Annotated in this window: 29 protein-coding genes; 26 read left to right on the top strand and 3 right to left on the bottom strand. The window is 68.7% G+C overall.

Features of this window, described 5'->3' with window-relative positions:
- Nucleotides 1-15 precede the first annotated feature (15 nt).
- The 26 genes from NV348_RS03770 (at nucleotide 16) to NV348_RS03645 (ending at nucleotide 21,680) form a co-directional block, all read left to right on the top strand.
- Nucleotides 16-1,422: a phage portal protein gene (locus NV348_RS03770; RefSeq protein WP_447145715.1), complete on the top strand. Its 1,407-nt coding sequence runs from the start codon at nucleotides 16-18 to the stop codon at nucleotides 1,420-1,422.
- A gap of 3 nt (nucleotides 1,423-1,425) precedes the next feature.
- Nucleotides 1,426-2,583, top strand: coding sequence for a VG15 protein (locus tag NV348_RS03765; RefSeq protein WP_447145714.1), 1,158 nt, complete (start codon nucleotides 1,426-1,428; stop codon nucleotides 2,581-2,583).
- Nucleotides 2,584-2,695: 112 nt separating this feature from the next.
- Entirely contained in the window at nucleotides 2,696-3,154 is a 459-nt protein-coding gene (locus NV348_RS03760; RefSeq protein WP_447145713.1) for a hypothetical protein, read from the top strand.
- 12 nt (nucleotides 3,155-3,166) lie between these two features.
- A complete protein-coding gene (locus NV348_RS03755; protein ID WP_447145712.1) occupies nucleotides 3,167-3,538 on the top strand; it encodes a capsid cement protein in 372 nt (123 codons plus the stop codon).
- A gap of 15 nt (nucleotides 3,539-3,553) precedes the next feature.
- Nucleotides 3,554-4,462, top strand: a complete 909-nt coding sequence (locus tag NV348_RS03750; protein ID WP_447145711.1) for a major capsid protein — start codon at nucleotides 3,554-3,556, stop codon at nucleotides 4,460-4,462.
- Nucleotides 4,459-4,848 (top strand): hypothetical protein, encoded by a 390-nt coding sequence (locus NV348_RS03745; protein WP_447145710.1) that lies wholly within the window; start codon nucleotides 4,459-4,461, stop codon nucleotides 4,846-4,848. The genes NV348_RS03750 and NV348_RS03745 overlap by 4 nt, the downstream gene beginning before the upstream one ends.
- Nucleotides 4,848-5,240: a Gp19/Gp15/Gp42 family protein gene (locus NV348_RS03740; protein WP_447145709.1), complete on the top strand. Its 393-nt coding sequence runs from the start codon at nucleotides 4,848-4,850 to the stop codon at nucleotides 5,238-5,240. Before NV348_RS03745 ends, NV348_RS03740 begins: the two co-directional genes overlap by 1 nt.
- Complete coding sequence (locus NV348_RS03735) at nucleotides 5,237-5,575, top strand: hypothetical protein (RefSeq protein ID WP_447145708.1); 339 nt, start codon at nucleotides 5,237-5,239, stop codon at nucleotides 5,573-5,575. Before NV348_RS03740 ends, NV348_RS03735 begins: the two co-directional genes overlap by 4 nt.
- Nucleotides 5,575-5,910: a phage virion morphogenesis protein gene (locus NV348_RS03730; protein WP_447145707.1), complete on the top strand. Its 336-nt coding sequence runs from the start codon at nucleotides 5,575-5,577 to the stop codon at nucleotides 5,908-5,910. Before NV348_RS03735 ends, NV348_RS03730 begins: the two co-directional genes overlap by 1 nt.
- On the top strand, nucleotides 5,907-6,401 hold the full coding sequence (locus NV348_RS03725; protein WP_447145706.1) for a phage tail termination protein: 495 nt from the start codon (nucleotides 5,907-5,909) through the stop codon (nucleotides 6,399-6,401). The genes NV348_RS03730 and NV348_RS03725 overlap by 4 nt, the downstream gene beginning before the upstream one ends.
- Nucleotides 6,402-6,465: 64 nt before the next feature.
- On the top strand, nucleotides 6,466-7,377 hold the full coding sequence (locus NV348_RS03720; RefSeq protein WP_447145705.1) for an Ig-like domain-containing protein: 912 nt from the start codon (nucleotides 6,466-6,468) through the stop codon (nucleotides 7,375-7,377).
- A gap of 91 nt (nucleotides 7,378-7,468) precedes the next feature.
- Nucleotides 7,469-7,882, top strand: a complete 414-nt coding sequence (locus tag NV348_RS03715; protein ID WP_447145704.1) for a hypothetical protein — start codon at nucleotides 7,469-7,471, stop codon at nucleotides 7,880-7,882.
- 257 nt (nucleotides 7,883-8,139) lie between these two features.
- Nucleotides 8,140-8,307, top strand: coding sequence for a hypothetical protein (locus NV348_RS03710; RefSeq protein ID WP_447145703.1), 168 nt, complete (start codon nucleotides 8,140-8,142; stop codon nucleotides 8,305-8,307).
- A gap of 2 nt (nucleotides 8,308-8,309) precedes the next feature.
- A complete protein-coding gene (locus tag NV348_RS03705; RefSeq protein ID WP_447145702.1) occupies nucleotides 8,310-12,554 on the top strand; it encodes a lytic transglycosylase domain-containing protein in 4,245 nt (1,414 codons plus the stop codon).
- On the top strand, nucleotides 12,551-13,456 hold the full coding sequence (locus tag NV348_RS03700) for a hypothetical protein (RefSeq protein WP_447145701.1): 906 nt from the start codon (nucleotides 12,551-12,553) through the stop codon (nucleotides 13,454-13,456). The genes NV348_RS03705 and NV348_RS03700 overlap by 4 nt, the downstream gene beginning before the upstream one ends.
- Nucleotides 13,453-15,165, top strand: a complete 1,713-nt coding sequence (locus NV348_RS03695) for a Gp37-like protein (protein WP_447145700.1) — start codon at nucleotides 13,453-13,455, stop codon at nucleotides 15,163-15,165. Before NV348_RS03700 ends, NV348_RS03695 begins: the two co-directional genes overlap by 4 nt.
- Nucleotides 15,162-15,656: a phage gene 29 protein family protein gene (locus tag NV348_RS03690; protein WP_218721380.1), complete on the top strand. Its 495-nt coding sequence runs from the start codon at nucleotides 15,162-15,164 to the stop codon at nucleotides 15,654-15,656. The genes NV348_RS03695 and NV348_RS03690 overlap by 4 nt, the downstream gene beginning before the upstream one ends.
- Nucleotides 15,649-16,980, top strand: a complete 1,332-nt coding sequence (locus NV348_RS03685) for a C39 family peptidase (RefSeq protein WP_447145699.1) — start codon at nucleotides 15,649-15,651, stop codon at nucleotides 16,978-16,980. Before NV348_RS03690 ends, NV348_RS03685 begins: the two co-directional genes overlap by 8 nt.
- Nucleotides 16,977-17,192 (top strand): hypothetical protein, encoded by a 216-nt coding sequence (locus NV348_RS03680; protein WP_447145698.1) that lies wholly within the window; start codon nucleotides 16,977-16,979, stop codon nucleotides 17,190-17,192. Before NV348_RS03685 ends, NV348_RS03680 begins: the two co-directional genes overlap by 4 nt.
- 3 nt (nucleotides 17,193-17,195) lie before the next feature.
- On the top strand, nucleotides 17,196-17,579 hold the full coding sequence (locus NV348_RS03675) for a hypothetical protein (RefSeq protein ID WP_447145697.1): 384 nt from the start codon (nucleotides 17,196-17,198) through the stop codon (nucleotides 17,577-17,579).
- A complete protein-coding gene (locus NV348_RS03670; RefSeq protein WP_447145696.1) occupies nucleotides 17,576-18,709 on the top strand; it encodes a hypothetical protein in 1,134 nt (377 codons plus the stop codon). Before NV348_RS03675 ends, NV348_RS03670 begins: the two co-directional genes overlap by 4 nt.
- Before the next feature lies 1 nt (nucleotide 18,710).
- Nucleotides 18,711-19,304 (top strand): hypothetical protein, encoded by a 594-nt coding sequence (locus NV348_RS03665; protein ID WP_447145695.1) that lies wholly within the window; start codon nucleotides 18,711-18,713, stop codon nucleotides 19,302-19,304.
- Nucleotides 19,305-19,313: 9 nt separating this feature from the next.
- Nucleotides 19,314-19,646: a hypothetical protein gene (locus NV348_RS03660; RefSeq protein WP_447145694.1), complete on the top strand. Its 333-nt coding sequence runs from the start codon at nucleotides 19,314-19,316 to the stop codon at nucleotides 19,644-19,646.
- Nucleotides 19,643-19,969 (top strand): LtfC-like domain-containing protein, encoded by a 327-nt coding sequence (locus NV348_RS03655; protein ID WP_447145693.1) that lies wholly within the window; start codon nucleotides 19,643-19,645, stop codon nucleotides 19,967-19,969. Before NV348_RS03660 ends, NV348_RS03655 begins: the two co-directional genes overlap by 4 nt.
- Before the next feature lie 74 nt (nucleotides 19,970-20,043).
- Nucleotides 20,044-20,400 carry a phage tail fiber protein gene (locus NV348_RS03650; RefSeq protein ID WP_447145692.1) on the top strand — a complete coding sequence of 119 codons (357 nt, stop codon included), beginning with the start codon at nucleotides 20,044-20,046 and terminating at the stop codon, nucleotides 20,398-20,400.
- Nucleotides 20,400-21,680: a hypothetical protein gene (locus tag NV348_RS03645; RefSeq protein WP_447145691.1), complete on the top strand. Its 1,281-nt coding sequence runs from the start codon at nucleotides 20,400-20,402 to the stop codon at nucleotides 21,678-21,680. The genes NV348_RS03650 and NV348_RS03645 overlap by 1 nt, the downstream gene beginning before the upstream one ends.
- An 8-nt stretch (nucleotides 21,681-21,688) precedes the next feature.
- Here the strand turns inward: NV348_RS03645 and NV348_RS03640 are convergent, their stop codons facing one another.
- The 3 genes from NV348_RS03640 to NV348_RS03630 form a co-directional block, all read right to left on the bottom strand.
- On the bottom strand, nucleotides 21,689-22,225 hold the full coding sequence (locus tag NV348_RS03640) for a P-loop NTPase family protein (RefSeq protein WP_447145690.1): 537 nt from the start codon (nucleotides 22,223-22,225) through the stop codon (nucleotides 21,689-21,691).
- A gap of 79 nt (nucleotides 22,226-22,304) precedes the next feature.
- Nucleotides 22,305-22,763 (bottom strand): hypothetical protein, encoded by a 459-nt coding sequence (locus tag NV348_RS03635; RefSeq protein ID WP_447145689.1) that lies wholly within the window; start codon nucleotides 22,761-22,763, stop codon nucleotides 22,305-22,307.
- Nucleotides 22,715-22,942 carry a hypothetical protein gene (locus NV348_RS03630; RefSeq protein ID WP_447145688.1) on the bottom strand — a complete coding sequence of 76 codons (228 nt, stop codon included), beginning with the start codon at nucleotides 22,940-22,942 and terminating at the stop codon, nucleotides 22,715-22,717. Before NV348_RS03630 ends, NV348_RS03635 begins: the two co-directional genes overlap by 49 nt.
- Between the last annotated feature and the right edge of the window lie 54 nt (nucleotides 22,943-22,996).

Below are 22,996 nucleotides of genomic sequence, written 5' to 3'. Positions count from 1 at the left end.
CATGAGAGGGGTGGCGTGAACAAGAATCAGGCCGTCGATGCCGCCCGCGATATGTTGCAGGGCCCGCGCGCTTTCGAGGCTCCGCGCCTCGACGCGATCGACACTGCGATGCGTCCCTGGACTGAGGCGTTCGCGCTGCAATCGCTCGGCGTGAGCAACGTCAGCGAGGGCGTCAAGGACGCGATCATCAGGATGGCGCGGAAGTCTCAGACGAACTTCCTGCCGCTGATCTTGGACATCTTCGGCCAGGGCCTGAAGGTGGACAACTACCTGGCCTCCGGTGGGCAGACGACCGCGGCGCCGTGGACGTGGTGGCAGCGCAACCGGATGGATGCCCGGCAGACCGGCATTCACCGCACCGCGCTGCAGTACGGCGTCAGCTATGCCACGGTCCTGCCGTCGCTCACAGCGGGCGACGACAGCGCGCCAGCCGCGGTGATCCGCGGTGTGAGCCCCCGGCAGATGACCGCGCTCTACGGCGAACCGCTGGAATGGGACCCGCGCAGCGGCGGCCCGGTCGATGACGACTGGCCGATCATGGCGCTGGAGATGAAGGGGCCGATGATCCGGCTCTACGACGAGCAGGCCGTCCACTTCATCGGCGTGAAGCAGGTCCCGCAGTCCGCGCTCGGCTGGAAAGACCCGAGCTACCTGGCGGTGGGCAACTTCGAGTACATCGAGGGGCGAGCGCACGGCGTCGGTGTGTGCCCGGTGGTGCGCTACCAGGACCGAATGCTGCTCGACGGCGAAGAGACCTTCGGCATCATCGAGCCGCTGCTGACGATCCAGGGCCGCATCGACGAAACCACCTTCGCGATGATGGTCGCCCAGTACTACAGCGCCTTCAAGCTGCGCTACATCGTCGGCTGGACGCCGAAGAGTGAGTCCGATGCGCTGAAGATGGCCGTCAACAACACCTGGACTTTCGGCGACAAGGACGTGAAGGTCGGCGAGCTCAACGCGACCGACCTCAAGAACTACACCGAGTCCAAGGCATCGGCGATCGGCGACCTGTCCGCGATCGCGCAGGCGCCGCCGCAGTCGATGGGCGCCTCGGGAATCGCCAACCTGTCCGAGGCCGCATTGGCCGGCCTGGAGGCGGGTCGAGGTCGCAAGTCCGGCGAGCTCGAGACCTCCCTCGGTGAGTCGCACGAGCAGCTGCTGCGCACCTGTGCACACATCACCGGCGACGCCGCGTCGGCATCGGATTTCGCCAGCGAGGTGAAGTGGGCCGACGCCACCGCGCGCAGCTTCGCGCAGACGATCGACGGCCTCGGCAAGCTCGCGACGATGCTGGAGATCCCGCCGGAGATGCTGTGGTCGGATATACCGGGATGGACCAAGACCAAGGTCGATCGGGCTCTCGATATGCAGCGCGATCGGAACGAGGTCCCCGACGTTCCCGGATTCCCGCCGGAGTAGTCGGTGATCGAGCCGACCGCGCTGACGGTGTGGGCCGCGCAGGTCGCACGGCTGATCGTGCGGTACATGACCACCTACGGGGTGCCGACGACCCGCGATCAGCGGTGGGCACTGGCCCGGCGGCTGCATCCGACCGTCGAGCAGATGCGCCGCGAGGCCTACGCCCGAACCTCGGCGCAGCTGCGCGCCGAAGGCCTGCGGCCAGCACCCATGGCGCCCTATCGTCCCTCGGCGCTGGTGGCCGCGATCGAACGCGCCACCGACGCCGAGCCGTATGTGCGCCCCGGGCGTCGGGACGAGGTCCCGCTCGAGCGAGTGGATCCGCAGACCAGCCCGGCCGCCGATCCCGAGTCGACGACCGAGCCCGCTCCGGAGCGGACGCCGGAGCGTACCGCGGAGCGTCGGGCCCGTGTCCGCGTCACCGCGCCCGCGCAGCAGCCACGGCCGCGAGTGCAGGTGCGGGTCGCGGCCAACGATCTCGACCCGCGTAGCCGGTCCGCTGCCCGATCGCGGGTCGTGGTCACCGACGACAACCGGCGTGACCCCGTTGTCGTGCGCACGGTCACCGAGCGGGTGACCGCGACCGTCGAGCGGCACATCCGGCAGGTCGACCGCGAGACCATCGTCGAGACGGCGAACTCGTCGGCCGACGAGATCGGTTGGGCGCGAGTGCTGTCCGGCGCCGAGAACTGTGCCTTCTGCGCGATGCTCGCGTCGAGGGGGCCGGTGTATCGATCGGACAAATCGGCGCTGTCGGTGGTCGGTGATCGGCGCGGCCGCACCCGCGGCTCGCGTGAGCTCGGCGAGCGGTATCACGACCATTGCGACTGCGACGCCGTGCTGGTGCGCGAAGGCCAGGACTGGGCTGGGCGCGAGGAATTCGAGCGGCTGCGCCGGATGTGGGTCGCCGCGAGCGCCGCGCACGGTGACGACACCACGCGCGCCTTTAACCGGAGTTGGCGCCGCATCCAGCGCCATCCGGAGCTGGAGGACGAATACGACCGGCTGTGGGCCGAGTCGACCGCAGGCCTCACCGACGAGGACGAGCAGCTGCGTGCGTTCGCCGCCGCGGTGAAGGAACACCCACCAGCCGCCCTGGAGGCGGCTCGACGCCCCAGGAGGGCACCAGATGACACAGCCGATTCCTCCGCAGCAGCCTGAGGCGGCACCGGTAATCCAGGAGCCTGCAGCCCCGGCGGCCCCGGCCCAGGCCCCGCCTGTGCCCACTCCGGCGGACGTAGCTGCCGCCGCGCCGGCCGCCGAGCCTCGCCAGGTGAAGACCGACTGGACTCCCGAAGAGGCCACGAAGGTGATCGCCGAGCTGCGCGAGGAGAACAAGTCCTGGCGCAAGAAGTACGGCGAAGCCGAGCCGATCATCAAGGCGCACGAAGCGGCGGAAGAGGCGGCCAAGACCGACCTCGAGCGCGCGACCGAGCGCGCCGCCGAGGTCGAGAAGGCGAACAAGGAACTCATCCGAGAAGTCGTCGCCAAGACGTACGGCGTCCCGGACGAGGACCTGGACTTCCTTGGGACCGGCTCCCGAGAAGAGATGGAAGCGAAGGGCGCGCGCTATCAGGCGCGCTTCGCCACCACCACAGCCGCGACCCCGCCGCCGCCGAGCGATCGGCCGGTCGAGTCGTTGAGGCCTGGCGCCTCGCCCACCCCACCGGCAGCGCCGGACACCTCATACCCCGAGTCGTGGCGACCCAAGCCGCGCCGGGCCCGTACCTAGAAAGGACGGAACATGGCCAACGAATGCACCCCGCTGTTCCAGCCCGGCAAGGACGTCACCGTCCTGCTGACCGGCAACGTGACCGGCAAGACCTTCGTCGGAATCTCCGCAGCTCCCGACACCTACGGCCAGCTCAAGGCCGCGACCGCCACGGCAGCGGCCCGCGCGTTCGGTGTCGCCGCGCGCGATGCGGCATCCGGCGCTCGAGTGCTGGTGCGCAAGAAGGGCATCGTCCCGGTCACCGCAGGCGGAACCATCGCCGTCGGCGCCGAGGTCGAGGTCGGGGCGAGCGGCAAGGCCGTCACCCTCGCGAGCGGCAAGGCCGTAGGTCAGGCCGTGAGCGCAGGAACCAACAACGCCGACGTCCTCGTCGACCTCTACTGAGAAAGGGGATAGGTCATGGTTGGCACACCTGTCGCACCGCAGTACCCCCTCGCCGCGCCCACGCTCAACGGCAACCTGATCACCGTCGATCTGATGCTCAAGGAGCCGGATCGGATCACGCAGTACCTGTCCGACATCACCCTCCAGAACTTCTGGGCCGACCGCGTTTTCGCCGGCGCGGGCGGCGTCTCCGGTGGTGCGCTGCTGTACTCGCAGCTGATGGCGAACGACCTCTACACCGAGCGCGACATCCAGAACGTCGAGCCCGGCGGCGAGTTCCCGATCGTCACCACAGCGCGGCCCGAGCCCAAGCTCGCCGTCGTCGAAAAGTTCGGTGGCAAGTTCGACGTCTCCGACGAGGCGCGCGACCGCAACGACCCGACCCTGCTGCAGCAGCAGTCGACGAAGCTCGGATTCACGATCAACCGTGGTATCCACCGCCGGGCGATCGCGACCCTGGATGCGTCGATCGCCGCAGTCGGTCCGGATGTGCAGATCGTGGGCACCTCCTGGGCTGACGCCGCCGCGCTGACACTCACCACCACGAACAACGCCGCGCTCCCGGCGGCCGACTTCGCCAAGACCCAGCTCAAGGCCGACACCTTCGAGCTCGGCGGCCGCTTCGACCTGTGGTTCGTCAACCCGCAGGAGTACTACAACTTCCACGTCATCTACGGCGACAAGGCCGCGGCCGTGCTGGCGGCCAACGGCGTCGAGCTGGTCTCGACCAACCGAGTCGCCGCCGGTGAGGCGTACGTGGTCGTCGAAGGCCAGGTCGGCCAGATGCGGCTGGAGAAGCCGTTGACCACCGAGACCTGGCGCGAGCAGGGCATCGAGTCGACCTGGGTCCAGTCCTCGGTCCGGCCGTTGTTCGCGGTGACCAACCCGTACAACGTCCTCAAGGTCACGGGGCTCGCGGCATGACCGCGAGCAACAGCCGCACCGTCGTCGTAGGGCTGATGTCCTACATCGACGAGCGCGGCGCCTACCGGACCGCCACGGCGGGTGCGGTCGTGAAGGTTCACGAGGATCAGCTCGAGCGGTTCGATCGGCTCAACGTCCTGGCGACGCCGACGTCGAGCACCGCCCTGCTGGACATCGCGGACTTGATGGACCCGGAAATCCCGCATGTCGACGACATCGAGATCGGGGATCCGGATGTGGTCGTGCAGGACTCGGACGCCGAGCCCTCGGATGCCTGGACCGTCCCGCGCCTGCAGGAATACGCCGCCGCCAAGGAGATCGACCTCGGCGACGCGACGAAGAAGGCCGACATCCTCGCCGCCATCCAGGCTGGCCGGGAGTCCTGATGGCCTTCGCCACCACCGATGACCTCGTCAAACGCTGGCGCGTCCTCAATCAGGCGGAGCTGGATCGCGCCGAGGTGCTGCTCGATGACTCGGCGTGGTGGCTCAGGACATGGTTCAGCGAGTTCGGCAACCTGACAGCCCTGGCGGCCGACGATCCCGAGCTCGCTGAAGGTCTGCTCATCCTGTCGTGCGCGATGGTGAAGCGGGCCATGACTTCCGCCGGCGACGGCGTGGGTCAGGCACAGCAGGTGATGGGGCCGTTCACGGCCCAGATCAGCTACCGCAACCCGGACGGCAACCTGTACGTCTACAGCGCCGAGCGCGACGCCATCCTCACCCTGCTCGGCGTGAACACATCCGGCGCCGTCTCAATGGAAAGTCCCGGCCTGTGATGGAGTCCATCGGCATCGCCTTCGGCCAGACCATCGAGGTACTGCGCGGTCCCGGCGACCGCGTCGGTGACAGAAACCTCACCGTTCACCACACGATCGACGACGCGGTCTTCTGGCCGGAGTCGATCGCGGGTGACGACTACCGCCGTGACACCTCGACGGTGTACGGCTATGTCGCGGTTCCCCGCGGTGAGGATCTGCTCGCCAATGACCGTGTGCGCCTGGCCGACGGCACCGTGTGGGCGCTCGTCGCCGCCCCGCAGTGGGACCACGTTCATCCGATGACCGGATGGGACCCCGGCTACAAGGTCGCCCGCGTGAAAGGGGTGAGCTGATGGAGCACGACATCCCCGCGTACACGAACTACGGGGTGCTGGGCCTGATGAAGTCCCCAGAGATGCGGGCACTCATGCGAGAGAAGGCCGAGCTGGTCGAGGCTCTCTATCGCGAGATCGTCGCGAAGCGTACTGGCCGCCTGGCGCGGTCGACCCGCATCGAGACGCACGTCGGCGGCATCAAGGGCGATCGGTGGGAAGCGACCGTGCTCGTCGGCACCGGCGCACCGTACGCGGCGTCGCACGAGTTCGGCTACGACGACGGCGATACCCGGATCGTCGCTGGCTTCCGAGATCTGAATCAGGCGCTGACCATGTTGGGCGGCCTGTCATGACGGTCGATTTCCCGGACTGGTACGAGGGCGGCTACCCGGACCGCGAGCTGCTCATGCTCGACCTCATCCAGAAGTACCTGGACCTGTGCACCCCGGCTGGCCTGGCGTGCACTTGGCTACCCGACAACTACAGCAGCATGGTCGACGACGGCATCCCAGTGGTGCGCGTCTACCGCGGTGGTCTCGGCGCTGACGGTCTCTGGGACGCGGCCGCAATGCAGGTCGCGGTCATCGCATCCACCCGCGCCGACAGCGGGGCGGTGCTCGAGTACCTGCGCCAGATCCTGCTCTCCTTCGATCACGGCGGGAAGGTGCGCCGCGCGGACGGCGAGGTCAACACGATCACCTCGATCGCCGAGATGGTCGGCCCGCAGCAGATCCCTGAGCTCAACCCCGATTTTCGGATGGTCTGGACGACCTTCCGCGTGGAGTGCCGGCGGGACCGGCATCTGCCGGATTACGCGGCTATCCGCGAATCCCTCCCTCTCTGATCACCTCTCGCCACACCCCGCCTGATCCGGCGGGGCGATCGGCGTGCCCACGAAAGGAGCGGTCATGGCCGCCACCACATTTCGCGCCCTGAAGGACAAGAACGACAGCTTGGTGATGTCGGCGCAGGACTGGCTGGTCCTGCTCCACACCTGGGCCCCTGGCGCCCCGTACATGCCCGCCGACCTCTGCGACTCCAGCGGCGTCCTGCAGACTCTGCCCGCCGGGTGGTGGACCAGTGGCGAGCTGCAGAAGGCGGCCGGTGTCTCTCTGTCTCCGGACACCCAGACCAGCAACATCGACGGCTACGGCTCGTCTTCGCCGCGGCGCACGATGCTGACCGGCGAGGGCATGACCGTCGACTACTTCGCGCAGGAGTGGCGCAAGGGCAACCTCGAGTTGTGGCACAACGTCGATCTGTCGACGACTCCCGCCTTGCCCGGTAAGGGCTTCCGTGCGACGAAGACCAGCTCGCTGCGTGTGCGCTACTACAGCGCCATCCTCATCGCCCAGGACGAGGGCGTCGGCTCGCTGTACCCGTACTTCATGTACCCGAAGGTCAGCGTCAGCAAGCGCGGCGCGATGGCCGGTGAGCAGGGGAAGGAGCTCGGCCTGCCCGCCACGCTGACGATCTTCGACGACGCGGACTGGGGCACCGAGGGCGGCATGTACGACTTCGGCGTCGCCGGCGCGGGCTTCGACGCGATCGCCCAGGACGCGGGCTTCGCGGCCGCGGCGACCTCGATCAACGTCACCCCCGCCACCGCGACCCTGGCAGTCGGTGAGCAGGCGCAGCTGCTGGTCATCGACAACAACGGTTTCGACCGGACCGCGGAGTGCACCTACGGCACCTCCAACGCGGCCCGCGCCACCGTGTCGGCCTCGGGCCGCGTCACCGGCGTGGCCGTCGGTGCGGCGGCGACGATCACCGCCACCCTCGGCGCGCTCACCGACACCGCCGCCATCACCGTCGCCTGATTCGGCGACCCCGATCGCTGTCCCGCGCCGTTCCTGGTGCGGCGCGGGACAGCACCTTCACCAGGACCACCAGGAGCCAGGAGAGATCACCATGCCCCCCACTCAGCGCAAGCCCGCCGCGAAGCGGACCACGCCGCGCAAGACCATCGAGCAGAAGGTCGTCGCCTTCGAGGAGCTGCGCGCCCGCGCAGGCGGCCGACAGCTGACCCAGGTCGAGGTCCCGCCCTACGAGGTGCCCGGCTTCGATCCGCCCCTGATCGTGCGCTGGCCGGACTCGGTGGCTGGGCAGGTCGCCCTCGACATCGCGGCGCGGAGCAGTGACGTCTCCGGCTTCCTCTTCGCCGCACTGGGGTATCAGGATCTGGCCCGGGTGCTCGCCGCCTTCAACCCGCTGCCGGATGCTTCCTCGCTGCTGTACGGGCTGTTCCTGTCGATCCAGGACCACTTCCTCGGCCAGGGCGCCGGTGATGTGCCGGGGGGTACTCCGGCCTCGTCGACCTCGTAGGAGGCTACGGGGCCGCGCTGCGCTGGGACCTGCAGAGCCTCCTGCGCCTGGACCTCAACGAGTGGCTGCGCGGCGATCGCGACTGGCGGGACCTCTTCGAGTACGCCGACCGGATCCGGTCCCGCCCCGGCACCGCCTACGGCGCCGCCCTCCTGCAAGACCCCGACGTCGCCGAGGCACTCGCCGCGGCCGACAACAGCGACGCGGCCGAGCTGCCGATCGAGGGCTTCGGACTTCTCGAGTCCCGGCTCGCGGCGATGGAAGACCGTCTCGCGCAGCTCGTCTGGCTCACGGCCAAGGCCGATCCGGCGGGCGCGCCGCGCGCCGCCCGCCCCGTCTACCCGCACGTGCAGATGCGGGAGGACCGTCGCCGGGCCCGGATGGGCCGACTCGAATCCCAGCTGATCGCCGAAGGAGGTGACTGATCGTGGCCACATACTCCGCGGGCGAAGCCTCGGTGAAGATCACCCCGGACTTCCGCAAGTTCGTCGAGACCTTGCGCGGCGAGCTGGAGAAGGTCGACGCGAAACTCGGCGTCGAGATCGAGCCGGACACCTCCACCTTCGCGACTGACCTCGAGACCGAGCTCGCGAAGATCCAGGCCACGGTAGACGTCGACGTCGAGGTCACCGAGGCCAGCCTGACCGCTGCCGAGGCTCGCATCCGCGAGAAGCTCGACGGCATCACCGTCAGCGTCGACGTCGATGCCGATACGGCCTCGGCGGCAGCCAGGTTCGAGGTGCTGCGTACCGCGTACTCGCGGATGACGATGGACGTCGACGCCAACACCACGGCGGCCGGCCTCCGGATCGAGGCGCTGCGCGCTGCGCACGAGACCCACACGATGGACGTCGACGCCGACACCACCGCGGCCGCCGCGCAGCTGGCCGCGCTGCAGTCGACGCTGGGCCGGGGGAGTGCGGGCGGTGGTAGCGGCCTGCTCGGCGCCGGGATCCTGAACGCCGGTGCGCTCGGCATCGCGGCGCTGCCCGCCGCCGCGTCGCTGATCGCGTCGATCGGCGCCGACGTGCAGACCCTCGGCGCGAACATCGCGCTGCTGCCCGGCCTGTTCGCGGGCGCGGCCGCTGGCGCTTTCACGCTGTCGGTCGGCCTCGACAACATGAAGGACGCCTTCAGCAGCTCGCCGAAGAAGGCGGCCAAGGCCTACGAGCAGCTCTCGGCGGAGGGCAAGCGCGTCGTCGACACCCTCAAGGGCTTCGGTCCGGAGTGGGACCGGATCAAGGACCGGGTCCAGGACACCACGCTGGTCGGACTCTCCGAGCCGATCGCCAACCTGACCCGCGCCCAGCTGCCCATGCTCGACGAGGGCATGAACAAGGTCGCGCGATCGCTGAATGTGATCGCCAAGACCGGCCTCGGCGAGCTGTCCAGCCCGCGATCCACCGCAGCGACGGCGACGATCTTCGGCAACACGGCCGAGGCCGCGGGCAAGCTCAACGGCGCGGTCGTGCCGATCATCAGCTCGATCCGCACGCTCGCGACCACCGGCTCCAGCTTCCTTCCGCGCCTGACGGATTCGCTCACCAAGGCCGCGACAACCTTCGACGGCTTCATCACCCGGTCGGCCAACTCCGGTCAGCTGTGGATCTGGATGGACCGCGGCATCACCTCGGCCGGCCAGCTGATGTCGGTCATCGGCAACCTGGGGTCGTCGCTGTCGAGCATCTTCCGTGCGCGCCGCGGCGAGGGCGAGACCTTCCTGACCACAGTCGACCGGCTGACCGAGCGGATGTCGGTCTGGCTGAAGTCGAACGAGGGCCAGGCCGAAATGCGGACCTTCTTCCAGGAGGGCGCGGACCAGCTCGAGCGGTGGAAGCCGATCCTGTCCTCGGTCGGCTCGCTCATGGGCACGGCATACGAAGCAGCGCAGGCATGGTCCGGGATCCTGCTGCCATTCCTCACCGCGGCGTCGAGCCTGCTGTCCTCGCACGACGGCATCGTCAAGACCCTGCTGATCAGCTACCTCGCATTCCGCACGATCGCTCCGATCTTCGGCCTGCTGCAGGGCGCGATCACCGGTGCGGGCGGCGCGCTGTCCACCTTCCAGGCGGGCATGGCCAACAGCTCGGCGACCTCCACGATGGGCAAGGCGCTCGGCGGACTTGGCGCGATGCTCGGCGCGGGCGGCATCTTCGGCATCGCCTTGATCGGCGCGACGGTCGGCCTCGGCCTCCTGGCGCAGTCGCACCAGAAGGCGGCGCAGGCAGCGGCCGAGCAGAAGCGCAAGCTCGAGGAGCTCAAGGGCACCCTCGACGAGCAGACCGGCGCGATCACCGAGCAGACCCGCCAGACCGTGGTGGAGAACCTGCAAAAGGGTGGATCGGTCGAGAACGGGCGCAACGTGTTCGATCGCGCCAGCACCTTCGGGTACTCGGCCAAGGAGTTCCTCGACGCCGGCCTCACAGATACCGCAGGGCGGGCCCGGATCAACCAGCGCCTGACCCAGGAGATCCTCAGCGACGACGCAGTCGGGGGCAGCTGGTGGAGTCTCGCGCAGTCCCAGACCAAGCTCTCGGATACCGAGATCGCGCAGGCTCTCCAGGGTGTGCCCGAGGCGCTGGAGAAGTACCGCCAGGCCGCGGGCGATTCGGGCGTCACGCTCGCCGAGCTCAAGCGCCAGCTTGGCGACACCGCGGAGTCTGCGGCCACCCTCGGCGGCGAGCTCAACAACACCAACTCCACCCTCGGCCAGGCGCGGAAGAACTGGCAGCAGGGCAACGACGCGATGCGCGACACCTGGGGCCTGACCGAGGAAGGCCGGCGCAGGTTCGAAGAGCTCGGCCTGGCGGTCACCGGCGTGCCGAACGCGAAGATGGTCGAGGTTCAGACGAACTCGCCGGAGCAGATCCAGAAGCTCAAGGAGCTCGGCTATCAGGTCGAGGAGCTGCCGTACGGCGTCGTCAAGATCACCCTCGACGACGCCGCGGCCAGGGCTCAGATCGCCCAGATCACCAAGCCGGAAACCAAGCTGGTCACGGTCAATGTCAACGGCCAGATCGGCACCGCGGGTACTGCGGCCGGTCCCGGTCAGGAGAAGTCGTATCAGTCGCCCGAGTCGTACCCGCGCGACGCCAACGGCAACCGGCTGCCCGGCCGCGCCCTCGGCGGCCCGATCACCGGCGGCATCCCCGGCAAAGACTCGGTGCCGATCCTCGGTATGCCCGGCGAGCACATGCTCACCACCTCCGACGTCGACAAGCTCGGCGGCCAGAGCGGGGTGTACCGATTCCGTGCGGCGCTGCAGGCCGGACTCATCAAGCCGATGGCCAAGGGTGGCGCGGTCGAGTGGACTGAGAAGCAGGAGATCGACCTGCAGCAGGCGCTGACCGCGGTGACCCAGGCCGAGGAGGCGGCGGCCAAGGTCGAGGCCAAGGCCGGTGCGTCCGAAGCTGACAAGCGCCAGGCCCGGCTGAAGGTCGAGGAGGCGCGGTACAAGGCACAGCAACTCGAGAACAAGAAGAACGGCACCGCCTCGGCGACCACGGTGGCGCCCCAGGCTGCGTCGCCGGGCCGGGCGTCGACAGCGGATCTGGAGCGCGCCGACGCCGAAGCCGCAGTCGACCAGGCGAATGCGAAGCGGAACCAGGTCTACAACGACCCGTCCAGCACCGACGCCGACAAGCTCGCCGCTGACCGCGCGTATCAGAAGGCACAGAACTCGCTGGAGTCGACGAACGCGTCCAGCAGCTCGAGCTCGTCGAGCACCGGGATCGAGAGCTACTCGGCGCAGAGCATCGGCGCGAAAGCGGGCGAGATCATCGCCACCGGGATCCTGTCGTTCTTCGGCTTGGAGAACTCGATCCTGTCGTCGTCGAACACCTACAACAAGGCGCTGAACACTGCGGTCGACTACTACAGCGGCAGCAGCTCGAGCTCGTCCAGCTCCACGCCGACCGGTGACTACAGCTACACGCCGAAGGAGGTCGCGGTCGAGGACGGCACGAGCAGCAGCTCGTCGTCCAAGTCGTCCGGATCGGATGTCACCTACAGCGCCGACGGCGGTGTCGAGCAGTGGCGCGGCACCTTCGCCGGAGTGCTCGACGCGCTGGCCAAGCCCGCCTCGGTGTGGCTGGACCTCGGCCTGGCGCAGATGCGCACCGAGTCCGGCGGCAACCCGAACGCGCAGAACAACAGCGACTCCAACGCGGCGAAAGGCACGCCGTCCAAGGGCCTCATGCAGGTCATCGACCCGACGTTCGCTAGCTACCGATCGAGCCTGTACCCGAACGATATCTGGAATCCGGGCGCGAACATCGCGGCCGCGGTGCTCTACACGCAGGCGCGCTACGGCTCGCCGGCCGGGGTATGGGGACAGGGCCGCGGCTACGCCGCCGGCGGATGGGTCACCGGCGGAGTCCCGGGCCGCGACAGCGTCGACGCGCGGCTGATGCCCGACGAGTTCGTCGTCGCCGCCGACCCGGCGCAGCGGTACGCGCCGCTGCTGGAGGCGATCAACGCGGGCCAGGTGCCGAGCCTGCCCACCGGCTTCGGCGCCGCGGCGTCGTCGTCGACCAGCACGCGGTCGGCGACCTACGACCGGTCGGTCAACTACCACGGAGACAACTACGTGATGAATCCCGAAGAGCTGTTCCGGCAGCAGGATCGGCACGTCGAGATGCAGTCCATGGGACCGCTGGCGGCGTTCTCATGACCGACCAGATGATCATCTGGATGATCGGGGTGGATGGGTCCCGCTGGGACCTGTCCGGCCCGGACGCCGGACTCCAGGGTGTGGAGTTGCGGCCCGGCCCGAAGCGTCTTATCGATGCGCCCGCGAAAACCTTCTGGGTCCAGGGCGCCGCGCGGCAGTTCTACCAGGGCAAGCAATTCGAGCGCCGTGACCCGACCTTCGCCGTGAACATCGTCGGCGAGAATCCATCGCACTGGCGCGACATCGACAGCCGCTTCCGGATGGCGCTCGGCATGTACGACAACGAGTTCGCGATCTACAACCAGACCGGCGCAGACGTTCGCCGCCTGGATCTGCGCCTGCTGTCCGAGCCGGTCCCATGGGAGAACGGACCCTGGGAGAGCGGGCGCGACCCGCACCTGTACTCGGCCTCGACGCTGCTGATCAACGCTGCTGCTAGCCAGCAATTCTGGTACGGGCCCGACATCGAGCTCAAGTGGGAGCTGGAGTCCGGGACCTCTGGGGGAGTCAACTTCGATGTCGAGAACCTGGGCGACGTCGTGGTCTGGCCGCGCTGGTTCGTCACCGCGCCGGGCGCCTGGATCCTGCCCGACTACTCATGGGGCCAGGAGCTCGCCTATCAGCGTCCGCTGCTCGCCGACGTGATCCGCAAAGTCCCGGTGCCGGTGCTGCTGCCCGGCGAGGACTGCGATGTGTGGGTCGATCCGGACGAGGAGCCCTACGTCGCCGCCAACGGTGCGCCGGTCTGGGCCCGCACGCAGGGCAACGGGATGTTGTACCCGATCGCGCCGCACACCAAGTCGACCTCGGTGCCGGTGGCCGTCACCGGTGCGAATCCTGGTGCGGCCGTGACGCTCACGATCCCGCGCCGATACAGCCGACCACTGGGGGTGACGCTGTGACGACCACGCTCGCCGACATCCCGCGCCTCCGCGCGCAGTGCGACCAGACCCGCGAGGTCCATCGCGCCATGAAGCGTGCCGATCCGCTGGTCCGGCTGTGGGCCAACAAGCCCAGTGGCGAGGCCGGGCTGGTGCTGCGCGGGACCGCGCGCGACAACATCGCGGGCCGATTCCCGTTCAAGAAGAACGCTTTCGGCACCGCGGGCACGCTCAAGCTGCGCCTCGATCACTACCTCGCCCGGTGGCTCGTCTCGATCCCGAACGACCCCGAAGCGAAAAAGAACGTCGTGATCACCGTCGATTTCATGGGCGGCAAGCTGCGGTGGTCCGGGCTGCTCAAGAATTGGAAAGTGATTCGCGACGGCCGCGGAATCCGCTATCTCGAAGCGACATTCATCGACGACCTACAATTCTTGCAATTCATGCTCGGTCCACCGAATCCGGTACTACCCATATGGCTCTTCCAATTTCCGCGTGTACTGCCCATTTTCGCCCCGGCGAAATGGGCAATTTCCATTTTGATCCTGATCAACCTAATTCGGTTGAACGGCAACCTATATACGATGCCGGACGACCCCTTCGCGATGGACAGCTACGACGACTTGGTCGACTGGTCCGACTGGCAAGTCCTCATCAAGTGCAAGCCGTTCGATCTGGATGACAGCTCGCTGTGGACGATCCTCGCTACGCGTATGAATCGGCTCGACGAGGTCATCGCTGACGCACTCGATGACGCGCAGCTGGTGCTCACCTACCGCCGGTGCCTGACCGTCGATGGCGAGGTCTCGGATGTCCCGGGCGTGCCGGTCGTCGCCAATGGGGCATTGATCCTCGAAGTGCAGGACAAATCGGGGTACTGGGGTCCCGACGGCACCGGCACCGGTGGCGGCGTCGCCGGCGGATTCGCCCGGACTGTGCAGTCCTTCCTGTCGGGCTTCGTCGAGGACACGCAGATCCTCGTCACCGACGACCAGACCGTCCACCCCGAGGAGTACTACCGGCCCGGCTTCCTCGGCACACTGCCCGGCCACCCCTGGCTGGTGGTGAGAGACTCGGAATGGACATCGATCGAATCATCGCAATTGGTGTGGTCACCAGCGACAGCGGTGGGCGTGATCGTCGGCGGCGACAATCCGTTGGCCGACAGCCTCGCCCGGCTCGCGATCGAATCCACGGCCGCATTGATCGGGTATTTCCTGCTCGCCGGATTCTCCGGTCTCGGTGCGATCGCCGCCGATATTGCGATGCCATTCCTGATCGGCACAATTTTCGCCTGGCTCCAGTGGGAGAACCTGTCTCGCGGCCACAACCTCGGATGGGTCCATCTCTACGAGGTTTTCCACCAGGGCGCCGAGAACAACGCCTGGTCGCTGTCTGCGATCGCCGCTCTCCGTGCTGGGTTCCTCGCCACGAAGTCGGAGAGCGCGCACCAATTCTCGATGGGCTTCGGCGGGCCTCACCTGCCCGGCGTGCACTTCGGAATCGGCGACCGGATGGGCTCCGTCGACGGCTACGTCTCCGACGCGATCTGGGTCGACCAGGTCGAGGAGATCGATCCCTCGTGGGACTGGGAGGCGGGCAAGGCGCTCGACATCAAGGTCACCGTCGGCCAGGCGAAGGCCGCCATGTCGCAGGCCGAGCGCAGCTCGCGGCTGCTGTCCAAGGCGCTGACCACCATCTCCAACATCGGCGTCCACCTCGTCTCATGAGCACGGAAGAGGGATTCATGGAGTACCCACCGGCGCCGCCCGGATTCGAGCACCTCGATATGTCCGACCCCAAACAGGCTCTCGCCTGGGCACTGAGCTCGATGCCCTCGCACCAGAGCGGCGGCCAGCCGGTCCCGATCCCGCCGAAGGTCGTGCCGAGCTGGAGCGAGTTCCTCACCGCGCTCGGCCTGGTCTACGACCCGAGCAGGCAAACGCTGTTCCCGGTCGTCGACCAGGAGCGCGCGCCGCTGGGCTGGCTCGCGCCGGTGCAGTGGGTCTCGCGCGAGGAGTACGACAAGCACGAGGCCAAGCGCGCCGGACGCACCGCCGACATGGAGGCCACCCTCCAGCGGCTCAATCCCGGTCTCGCGCAGCAGATTGCCGACATGACCGACCCCGAGAAGCGCGACGCGATGGCGTCACAGGCCGCGGCCATCGGCGACATCCTCGCGCACATCCAGGCCCAGCACGGAGGTGGCAAGAATGGCTGAGAAGGTACTGCCCTACGACCGGCGCTGGGTCACTCAGGAGACCGGCTGGTGGTGCGGACCCGCGTCCGCGCAGACCGTCCTGCAGTCCCTCGGCATCGTCGTCGAGGAGTCCCAGCTCGCCCGCGAAATCGGAACCACCTGGAACGGAACCGATTACGTCGGCTTGATCGTGCCGGTGCTGAACGCGCACCTGGGCCGCGACGTGTACGAGGCGCGCTACCTCGAGATGGACCCGGCCGCGCCCGAGCAGATCGAGCAGCTCTGGCGAGACATCGTCTCCAGCATCGAGGCCGACCACGGCGTCATCGCGAACATCGTGGCGCCGGTGGACAACTACCCGCGCGGCGTCCGCGGCTCGATCTCACCGTCGTACTCCGGCGGGACCGTCTACCACTACATCGCGGTGATGGGCTACTCGGACGAGGGCGGCGAGCGCACAGTCTGGATCGCGGACTCCGGCTTCCGACCGTACGGGTACTGGCTCAGCTTCGCCCAGCTCGGCACGCTCATCCCGCCGAAGGGCTACGCGTCCGCGCCGATCGGCCCGCCCCCTCCGCCCCCGCCCGGACTCACCGCCGAGGTGCTGTCGGATGCGATGGGTGCGGCGCTGCCGCTCGAGCGGTACCGCGAGCTGCTGCCCGCCGTCTCCGAGGCGCTGCGCGCGGCGCGCTGCACGACCGTCGATCGCGCCGCGATGTGGATGGCGCAGGTCGGGCACGAGTCGGTCGGCCTGCGCTACATGGAAGAGCTGCGCGACGGCTCCGACTACGAGTGGCGCGCCGACCTCGGCAACACCGAGCCCGGCGACGGCCGCCGCTTCAAGGGCCGCGGCCCGATCCAGATCACCGGTCGGCACAACTACGGCGCGGTGTCGGCCTGGGCGCACGCCGAGGGGCTGGTGCCGACGCCGACGTACTTCGTCGACAACCCCGCTGAGCTCGGCACCGACCGGTACGCCTTCGCTGGCGTGACCTGGTACTGGACCGTCGCCCGACCCATGAACCGCTACGCCGACGCGGCCGACATCGTCGGCGCGAGCCGCGCGGTGAACGGCGGCGACAACGGCCTCGACGACCGCATCAACCGCTGGAACCACGCCCGCGCACTCGGCGCGGTGCTGCTACCTGAGGAGGACACCTTGGCCGCACTCAGCCCGGAAGAGCAGCGTGAGCTCTTCGACAACGTGAAGTACATCCGAGAGCAGCTCGGCCCGAAGCTGCCCGTGTGGGGCGAGGAGTCCTCGCTCGGCCGCAACGACAAGGGCGAGGAGCTCACGCTCCGCGACGCCTTCGCCAAGCACCTGCGCAACGGCGGTTCGGCATGAGCATCTCCCGCGTCCCCGAGCCCGCGCTGGTCCGCTCGATCCTGGTCACCGTCTCCGGCGTCATCGCCTTCATCGTCGGCAAGAACATCGACGTGTCATGGATCGAACCGGTCATGACCCTATACGGATTCGCCGCGCCGCTCATCGCCGGCCTACTCATCCGCCCGGCGGTGACGCCTGTGACCCCCGCCCGAGATGTGCGGGAGGAGTGATCGATGACGACAGTGCTCGCGCGAACAGGAGGTGATGACGTGCAGGAATGGGCCACAATCCTCGGCTCGATAGTCGGCGGTGGCGTGATCACCGAGCTCATGCGCGCTGTCACCGGGCGGCGCGGCCAGCGGGTCGATAACGTCGTCAAGCTCGAAAGGCTGGCCACGTCGATCGCGGAGAAGGCGACCGCTGCGGCCGACGCACGGGCCGCCTCGGCGGACGCGCGGGTCGCCCAGATGGAGAGCAGGGTAGGCGATCTCGAAGCGCAGGCCGCCCGCCGCCGCGTGGCCGCCGTTGCCCATAGCCAGTGGGATGAGCAGCTGGTGGCCAAGCTGCGCGAGCTGGGCGTGGCAGTGTCCCCGCCGCCGCCGCTCGAGGTCGTATGACCTTCCCTGGCTACTCGGGCGGCGCACAGCCCGGCAACTGGGGACTGTCGGCGAACGGGTCCATTCCCGGAATGGGCGGCCTCACGCAGAGCGCGGTCACGGACAAGATCGCGGGCGAAGCGATGCAGGGATCCAACTGGCCCGGCCTCGGCGGGATGCTCGTCGGGATGATCCTGTCGCTGATCGCGGGCGCGATCGGCGCGGTGCTCGGCGGGTTCGCGACCATTGTCGACGCGATCTTCGGCACGGTGAACGACGACTTCGTCAGTCAGCTGCCCACGATTAACGACCACTCGCAGAGCATCACCGAGCTGCAGGCCGCGTTCAATCAGCTGATCCTGCAGGGCAACGCGATCGTCTTCACCTCCAACAACACTTACACCCCGTCTGACGGCATCGTCTCGATCGACGTCATCATGCTCGGCGCCGGTGCGGGCGGGGCCGCAGGCCGCTGGGACATCATCGCCGGTAACCGGCGAGTCGGCAGCGGCGGCGGGGGCGGGGGCGAGGTGCACACCACCATCCCGGCCAGTCTGCTGCCGATGACCGGCGGCCACTTCGACCCGATCTCGATCGTGATCGGCGCGGGCGGGGCCGGTGGTACGGGCGACGCGCAGGCGGGCACCGGCGGCGGCAACACCAGCTTCGGTTCCTACCTCACGGCCGGGGGCGGCGTCGGCGGCCTGTCCGTCTACACCGCCGGTGCCAACGTCGGCGGCGGCGGAGGCGGCGCGGGCATGATCGTCGGCGGCGCTGGCGGCGGCGCGGGAGGTTCGGGCGCAGGCGAGAACTCGCCGTTCGCCGGAGGTAACAGCATCTCGGGCTTCTCGCTCAACGGCGGCGGCGGTGGCGGTGGCGGTGGCATGGGCTTCGCCGGCGGCGTGCCCGCTGCTGGTGGCATCGGCGGTATCTCGCCCGGCGGTACCCCTGGAAACCCCGGATCGCCGCCATCCGACGTCGTCGCGACCGGCGGCGGTGGCGGCGGTGGGAGCTCGAGCGGCGGATCCAGCGGAGCCGGTGGCGCCATCCCCGCAGGCGGTGGTGGTGGCGGTGGTGGCGACATCAGCGCCCGCGGCAACGGCGGCAACGGTGCGCGCGGCCAGCTGTTTGTCATCGAGCGGATGAGCTGACGTGTACGCGGTCCTCACCGTCTACACATCGAACGCGACCTGGACGAAACCCGCTCACCTCGTGGGCCTGGACGTGATCCTGCGCGCGGCAGGCGGCGCGGGCTCGGCGTCCACCGGCGGCGGGGGCGGCGCGGCCGTCGCCACCCAGAAGCGATTCGCCTCGACACAAGTCCCCGACTCGGTCGCGATCATCGTCGGCGCGGGCGGGAGTTCCGGCGGGCCCGGGGGAGGCTCGGCGTTCGGCGATCTTCTCGCCGCGCCAGGCGGTGCGGGCGGAAGCTCCGGCGGTGCCGGCGGTCTCGTGTCCGGGATGCGCGGCGGCAACGGCGGCGCATCGGGCCAGCCCGGCGAGTCCGTGACGTCCGGCGTCGTGCGCCTGCTGGCTGGCGGCGGCGGGGGAGCGGGCTCCGGATCGACCGGCGGCGGGTCCGGGCTGGTGCCCGCAGGCGGGACCCTGCCGGTCTTCTGGGAGGCCTGCCAGTCCGGCGGCGGCGGAAACGCTGGCAGCGCGGGCGGATTCCCGGCGGGCGGCGGCGGAGCGTCGGCGTCCGGAGCTGGCGGCGCGGTCACCGTCATCGAATACATCACCGACTAGGAGGACCACATGGCCACGGCCACACTGCATCTTGCCGAAGTCGGCGGGTTTCCCGGATCAGCCCGCTGCTGGCAGCTCGACCCGCCCGCCGTGATCGCCGGGCGCCCGACCGAGTTCGTCACCGTCTACGTCCAGGAGGGCTTTGCCCACCAGTTCCCCGAGACGGTCACCGTTCGCGCGCTGCCGGATTCGGGCGCAGTCGACGGACAGTCGGTGATGAGGCTGCCCGGCAGCTTCGTCCTGCCTGGCGACCCCGACAGCCCCGAGTACATCGACGGTTGCCATTTCCTGGCGCTGCAGTTCCTCGGCGGCTACACCGTGCGCGTGCAGGACGAGTCGTGAGCGAGGACGCGGGCCACCGGCCGCGGCATCGGGCGATCATCCTGTCCGCCGCCGCGGGTTTCGTCCACCACATCAAGCCGCGCACGCAGCCTTTTCCGGTCGGCGTGGAGGCGCGGGTCGAGCTGTGGGACTCCACGTACACGACCCTGCTCGATACATGGGACGCGACCTCGATCAGCACCGGCCTGATCGCCTGGGCGATCGTCCCCGCCACCACGGACACGATCCCGGAGAACTCGCGCTACCGGATGTATCTGACCTATCCGACCGCGCCCGCGCTGCCCTATATGTGGGCTCACGGCCAGGTCGTCCGCCAGCAGTAGCTCACCGCTCACCCCCGAATTTCCCCAACCCCCACGCCATTCGGCTGGGGGTTTCGTCGTTTCAGGAGGAGACCATGGCTATCGCAGTCGCCGCCACGCGGCAGGCACTCGCCGATACCTACAAGACCCAGGGCGGTGCGGGCACCGTCTGGGTGTCCCTGCACACCAGCGACCCCGGCACCACCGGCACGGCCGAGGCATCGGGCGGCACCCCTGCCTACGCCCGCAAGCAGTCGACCTGGACGTCCGGATCGGGCGGCGTGCTCACCGGCAGCCAGGTCGTGATCGACGTGCCAGCCGGTACCTACACCTACGCCGGTCTGTGGACCGCGGTGTCGGGCGGCACCTTCATCGACAAGGTCGCCATCACCAGCACCACGCTCGGCAGCCAAGGGCAGATTTTGGTAACGCCCTCTTACACGCAGAGCTGATGCGCGCAGACGCGCCGCTGCCCAGCGTCGAGTACGCCGACGAGCCGGTCACGGTGTGGCTGCTCGACGCGCCGCTGCCCAGCGTGGAGGAGATCCCCGGCGTGCCCGACGGCGTGGTGATCCCCGACGGCGTGGTCGCGAACTTCACCGGCGGCAGCCTGGTCGTGGGCGCGGTGATCGCGAAGCCTGGCCTGTACCCGGAGTTCTCGGGACGTGGCACGCTCACCGCGGTGATCCGGATCAAGGTCGCCGTCACCGCGGCCTTCGGCGGCGAAGGCACGGTCGAGCTCCCCGGCTCGCTGCCCGCGCGGTTCGGCGGCACCGGTGCGCTCGCCGCGCTCGCCTACCCCGGTCGCGTGCTGGGCGCCGGCTTCACCGGTGGCGGATCTTTGTCCGCGTCGGTGATTCCGGTCGGCACCACCGACGCGCCGTTCACCGGGTCGGGCACCGTGGTCGGCGCGATCGCGGTGCCCGTCGCCGCGGCCTTCACCGGCTCCGGCACACTCGCGGCCGCGGCCATGGGTGGCATCCCTGTAGCGGCAGCCCTCAACGGTGCGGGCACGCTCTCGGCGACCACCTCGTTCCGCTACTCCGCCGCGGCGAACTTCACCGGCTCCGGCGCCCTGGCCGTGTCGGTCGAAACCCGTGTCGTCGCGGCCGACTTCACCGGCTCCGGCACGCTGTCGGCGGTTGCCGAAAAGGTCGGCGTGTCCCTCTCCGACGACTTCAACCGCGCCAACGGCGCACTCGGTGCGAACTGGGTGGCGATCGGGACCGCGCCGACGATCATCACCAACCGCGCCGAGGCCGGCACCCCTAGTGTGAACTCGACCGTGGTCTACGCAGCCCGGCACGTCACGCCATTGGGCAGTGATACCCAGGAGGTGATCTGGACTCCGATCACCGCGACCGCTGGTTCGTCAACGTCGCTCGGCGGCGCGGCGTTCCTGCGCTCGACCAGCGGCGGCGACCGCGTCGAGGTCGCGATCACCAATAACCAGGTCATCATCAACACCCGGATCGGCGGCACGTCGACATCACGGGCGACCGCGTCAGCAACGTCGCCCACCCCGGTGCGGATGACCGCGGTCGGCAACGTCTACAGCGTGTATCTCAACGGCAGCGGCACCCCGGCCGTGACGTGGACCGACAGCGGCAACGTGATCACGATCGGCGCGACCACCCGCTACGTCGGCATCGTGACCGTGGCGAATACCAATTTCGCGAGCTCGACCACACGAGGATGGTCCATCGATGCGTGGTCTGCGGCGGATATCTAGCGCCAGGCCTACGCCGTCGCCACCAGGCGAACCTCGAGCGTAAAGACCGCGGCGTCGGTGGGCTCCAGGTCCAGAACCGTCTCGCTCACAACCCATTCGGTGGCGACGACATTCTGCGGGTAGTTCGGTGTGCAGGGCAGCGCCGAGCACCGCATCACGAATCCACCAGCCGTGACCGGCACCGCGCGATACCTGCCTGGCGGGATCGAGGCCAGCAGGCCGCCGCTGGGGGATGACCCGACACTGAACGTTCCGGGCGCCCAGCTCGCCTCGCCGCGCTTGACCGGCGCGCTGCTGGCCGGCGGCGCCGACGTGACAGCGGGCGCGGGCGCTGCGACCGTTATGGTTCGCTGGGTGGTGGCGGCCGCACGTGCCGGTTGCTCGTCGTCGAATGCGTCGAGGACGGTTGGCAGGATCGCGAATGCGCAGAGCCCGACGACGAATAGCACAAGCAGTTTCCAGCGCGTCTGCTTCGTCATCTTCTGGATCGCCACGGTGGCCCCCCGCTGCTGTAGATGTTCATTGCCCGACTGATCGACCGCCATCGCCAATGTGTTAGCGCGGTGACGACAATGTGCCCCGCCGGGCTTCCGTCCTGGCGGGGCGCATTCGTCATGTGCAGGGCTAAGTGTTCATCACGAAGTTGACGGCGAACTTCACTTCGCCGGGCCCCTGGCTGGTACCGAACGCGCAGTGTGCGCGCCAGGTGTAGACGGTGCCGAGGGCGAGATCTTTGACGGTGCTGTGCCATTTGTAGTCGGCGGGCACCGCTTCGTGCCGGTCGTGGTAGCCCGGCATACCGTCGACCGAGGCCACGCATGACATCGTGTTTCCGGCGATGAGTACCTGGACACTCGGGTCGAGGACCAGGGTCCAGAACATCCGATTGGAGAAGCCGGTCTCGGCCGAATACACCACGTCGGCGGTGAACCGGCCGTGATTGTTCTTCTTCTCGTAGGACTGATTAGCGGGGGTGAAGACGGCGTCGGCCGGGACCTGGGCACCAGCGGTGCTGGCGAGTAGAAGGGTCGCGGCTATGGCGCCGAGAGTGGTGAGGATGGACGAACGTGCGCTGCTCGACATGAGTATTTGTCCTGTGGTGTCCAGTCGATCACGACGTCGACCGGCAGCCCCTCATGCACATCGCGGTGCTTGAGTCCGTCGAGATCGGAGACGTGGAACCAGACGTGCAGGCCGTCGTCGGTGAGCAGTACGCCGGTGCCGTTGGTCGGCTTCCAGCGCCACACTGTCGCGGGTACCACGGGCATCTCCTCTCGGTGGGCTGCGCGGTCGGGTACATGATCGCGCGGGCGGAT

This window comes from Nocardia fodinahabitans (assembly GCF_052983615.1).
This window is presented reverse-complemented; position numbering and strand designations above follow the sequence as displayed.